The sequence below is a fragment of the Desulfurobacteriaceae bacterium genome (genome assembly GCA_039832905.1).
Taxonomy (GTDB): domain Bacteria; phylum Aquificota; class Aquificia; order Desulfurobacteriales; family Desulfurobacteriaceae; genus Desulfurobacterium.
In genome coordinates this window covers 1-4,738 of the sequence record JBDOLX010000056.1, presented here as the reverse complement: position 1 = coordinate 4,738, position 4,738 = coordinate 1, and the positions used below count along the sequence as shown (strand labels likewise).

The 4,738-nt window shown below is 35.7% G+C and carries 2 protein-coding genes; both read right to left on the bottom strand.

The window, feature by feature from the left end; genetic code table 11:
• Positions 1–412: 412 nt before the first annotated feature.
• Positions 413–3,136, bottom strand: coding sequence for an endonuclease/exonuclease/phosphatase family protein (locus ABGX27_04140; GenBank protein MEO2068683.1), 2,724 nt, complete (start codon positions 3,134–3,136; stop codon positions 413–415).
• Positions 3,072–3,971: an OmpA family protein gene (locus ABGX27_04135; GenBank protein MEO2068682.1), complete on the bottom strand. Its 900-nt coding sequence runs from the start codon at positions 3,969–3,971 to the stop codon at positions 3,072–3,074. The genes ABGX27_04140 and ABGX27_04135 overlap by 65 nt, the downstream gene beginning before the upstream one ends.
• Between the last annotated feature and the right edge of the window lie 767 nt (positions 3,972–4,738).

Sequence of the window (4,738 nt, the reverse complement as noted above, 5' to 3'; positions counted from 1 at the left end):
CTTCTCACTAGCTCTCTGTTGTACTTCTTCCAGTCCCTGCTCATGTTAGGTATTTTACCTCATATCTCTTTTTTGGACACAGCATTGCTTTACTACTTCCTTGATGATGTTTGGTAAAATCCTTTGTAGTTCCATTTTTGCCTCCTGGGGTTGGTATTCGTGGGGTGTTTCCCAGGAGGTTACTCCATTTTTTCAGCTTACACAAAATATCGTACACTACCTTTATTTGCTCCCGAAAATAGAAAGAGAGCTATTTCTCTTCACAAGCATGCAATAGACGATTTTTGGGAAGCTTGATGATAATGCACAAAGAGGAAGTGTCCATAGAACTGTGTAAATTCTATCATGCCTCCAATCTTTCTTCAGGTTTGGAATTTTTACACTTGGGTGATACTCCTCCGACACTCCCTCCTCAAAAGATCCACTGTAATTTAGCAGTTACAGGAAAATGATCACTAATATGTTTTTTATAACATTCCCTAAATGTCTCCATTTGCTCTACTTCTTGGTATGAATTTATTTCTTTACAGACTTGTCCGGAGGAATGAACTTTATCTGTGGGACATTGGCAAACTAAACTGTATATAACTTCTCCTGAGGATCCAACCCAATAAGGAACAAGGAAGTTATCATACCGCTTACCACCAATTGTAGTAATATCTTGGATTACTGGCCGATACAGTTTCATTATTGGGATATTTAGGATATCAGGATCTAAGTTAAAATCACCTCCGATAATTATGACTTTAGGAGAAAACTTTCTTTTCAAATTTTGAAGAATTGATAATAAAGAAAAGAACGTTTTGGTTAGTCTGATCTTATTTTCCGACTCTTCTTTTTTTAAAATTTTCTTTCCAAATACTTTTATAGGTTTTATCTTTTTTCCAAACATTTTCATTGTAAAATCAACATGAACGTTAATAACTGCTATATCGCAGTGTCCTTGATAGTTATTCCTTTTCTTAAGTTTTTTCCTTTTTGACGCCAAAGATTTTATTTGTAAACATACAACAGCAGGTTTCCTTCCAAGACTTATTAATGGTAAAGTAGATAACACTTCTTTATCAATCAATTGTACAGAGGAAAACTTACTTTTCTTCGCTAGAAAAACAAAAGTTTCTCCTCTATCTCTTGGTTTAGACACTTTTAATTCTCTTTTCGTTTTTCTTGCAAGTTTTTTCCAGAAACCATTCCAGCTTTTATCTCTAGCTTTTATAACCTCTTGAAGCAAAATAATATCCTCATTTCTATTTTCCAGAAAATCATAAATTAATCTCTTATCCTTTTCTTTTCTTCCTTTTGGACTAAAATTTCCTAGATTCCAACTAAATAAAGTTAAATTTTTGGGAAAAGGTTCTCCTTCTCTACAAAACCTTTTTATAAATTTCCTTTTGCACAAGAAGCTATAAACCTTTTTAACAGCCCTTTCTGCTTGCTGCGACAATTTAGAAATAGCCTGCCTTACACTTGGATGCATTAATGGTTTGCCAGCTTTTTCTATAATGCGAACTTCAGCAATTTTTTCCCCAACTTGTAAGATTTTGCTCCCCTTTTTTAGGATCTTCCCTGCCTTTGATGCAGAATTTAAAGTCTTCAAAGCACGTCCAGCTCCTCCCACTGCTCCCATAACGAAATTCTCTGCACTAAAGGCTTCATCCTCAAAGGACTGAAAAGCATCTTCAAGTGTGTAATCTTCATCCGAAAGACTCTTTTCAAAAGCTTTAGTAGCCTGATCTAAACATCCGCTTAGTACTCCCCATGCAGCTCCTACAGCTGCTCCTGCAACGACATTTCCTACCACAGCTCCAGCAACAGCTCCTCCAGCAGCCCCAGAAATAGCTCCTCCAATCCCTCCAGCAATACATCCTTTGGTAGCATTAATTATGTGAGTTTTATTTTTCTCTACCCAATCAGCGACTTCTTGAACTTTTTTTGAAAAGAAGTTAACAGCATCTGACAAAGAAGGAATACCAAAAGCCCATGCTTCAGAAGAGAAAAGCTGATAAAGCGAAAGTTTTTGGGATGTAGAGTTAACAAATAAGATATTTCCATTATTAACAATGACTTCGTAAGTGTTACCTGATTTGTCAATCAAGTAACCGCTACCATGAGGTAAGTTATTTTCAAAAGAACCTATATAAACAAATTCATTACCGATGTATAATTCGCCCCATCCGTGAATCTTTCCAGCTTTAAATTGTCCTACATAATGAACAGCTAAAGGCTTGATATAAAGTTCACCTTCCCCATCCTTTAGGTCATTTTTATATTCTCCTCTATACCAACTACCATCGGAGAAAAAGTAAAAACCTCTTCCGTGTTTTTTTCCTTCTAAGAATTCTCCAACATATCTACTTCCATCGCTCCATAAAACCCTACCCCAGCCATCTGGAATTCCGTTAATGCTCCATCCTTCGTAAACAGCACCATCCGAATAAGCAGTTTTTAAATATCCTTCTAAAAATCCACCTTTTTCCCAAAAACCCTCTTGGACAATCAAAGCATTATCGCAACTGAACACACCTTTACTTTTAAAGCAAAATTTACCAAAACCGGTAATCTCTCCTTTATTAAATTCTCCCTCGTAGATAAAATTTCTTGATTCAAGTTTTCCCAATTTGGGAACTAGAACATCCTCATATATACCTACCTCACCATTAAAAGTAGCAACTTCTTCTATGGTTTTTTCCTCTTGAACATAACGGAAAACTATCTTCAAACTTTTTAAGACACAGTTCTCATCTAAACATCTGTAAAACTGATTAGGCTTTAGAACTAAATCGTCAACAATATAACCTTCTTCTGCTCTTACATTGTAAGGGACACTTCTGTAACCATCATCTTTTCTTATAAAAACAAGCCTGCCCTTGCCGTGAACTAGGTTTCTTCCATCTATTGTTATAAATTTTCCATACCATTCAACATCAAAGTTTTGAGATATACTCTGCGGAAGAAAGACAAAAATGTCATCATTAAGAACTCTGACTAAACTTAAATTTGTCAACTCTTGAGAATACAAAACCTCTGCATTCAGGAAAAATGAAAAAACGAGACATAAAGCAATAAACCACTTATAGAGAAAACTCAAGGGATACACCAATCCTCCGGTTATTCTTCCTTCCTTCCGGAGTATCATTGGTATCTATTGGAAACTTTTCACCCTTCCCTATATTCACTATAAGAACATCCTTAAATCTTTTTCTTAATTCATCATTTAAAATCTGAGCCCTTCTAAGAGATAAAGCTAAATTGTATTCCTCAGAACCTAAACTGTCAGTATGTCCTTCAACTATGATCTTACTCACCTTTGCACCACTTTTTCTAACCGCAAATTCCAAGTCTGAAAGTAACTTATTAATATTAGGTTTATCCTCCGTTATAACTTCTGTTTTGTCAAAATAAAACCTTATCTTCCTTGAGGAAGAAAAAGCTACTAAATTTTCAGGACGGAATAATTTAACAATTTGGTCAGGTGTTAGAGATTTAGAAAGATCAGGACTATAAACTGTGACAACCTTGAACAAACCATCCTCAGAAAGGACTATAACATTACTACTTTTGGTTTTTCTTCTAATATCAAAAACTATCTTCTCAAGCTTATCTTTTGAAATTGCTTTATCAGCAGGAGCAAAAAGATAAACCGTTAATTCTCCATTTTCAAAGATTATTTTTCCACTATGGTCTTTTATAGACTTAAAAATCTTTCCGGTCTCTGAAGTATCCACGAAAGAGAAACCCACTTTTTCCATTTGACTCTGCAACTTGTTTATACGTAACTGCAAATTGTTTCCTTCGTTTTCTTCATTTTTCTGCATAGGTTGTTTTTCTTCTCTTGATGGCCTTGGCTGCACAAATTCAGCAATTGATTTTGAGGTTAACTTACTTCCCTGCTTTGTAGGCTGGGAAATTGAGAGTTTGTGGTTCTCTCTCGGCTTCTGAGTCTGCACATAATTTCTTTCTTTCTCTTCCACAAATCTGCTAACTAACGTGAATGCAACAAGAAGCAGAACAATACCCCCTGCCCAAATGATAACTTTTCTCATTATTCCTCTCCACCAAGAAGTAGTTTTGCCCCCTAAAAATTGTACGATTATCAGCGAACATTAGACAATCCCTCTTACCTTCTAGGAGAGCTCATATATTCCAGATTAGCCTCCTTTATGAGATTGTTTAATCTCTCGCTTTAGTTGTCCAGTGGTTTAGGGGGTCGTACCAATGTAGAACCTATAGTTTCCCTCATAATCCTTGAAGCTTTCACATGTTATAAGCCTGTTTCATGCGTCGAAAACGTTTGGTATTTTAATTATTGATGATTTCATATCCTAGCAGGTAAACTCAACCAAGACTTTACGATTATTATCTACATTGCTTATATATGCAAACCCAAGAACAAACTTGTAAATTTTCTCACAAAACACCCGTTTAAACAGAGAGTAATTTTTTGAGGAAACTATTGATTTCCTTAGAGAAAATACTTTGGAAAAAATAAGAAAAATACTTTTTCAACGAAAAAAGTCTTCAGAAACCATCTTGCTTTGAAGTGGTAAAATGAATTTGGAAGCGGAGGAGCCGCCAACTCCTCCACCTAACTGAAAGGGATTGCAAAAATGAATATGGTGTTCGACCTTAAAACCGTTAATGAAATTATACCTTAGTTGGGTGGAGTTCAAGAAGTGGTAGCTCCTCCGCTGAGACCAACAGCGGAGGAGTAAGATGAAAGAAAACCTTGCATATCAAC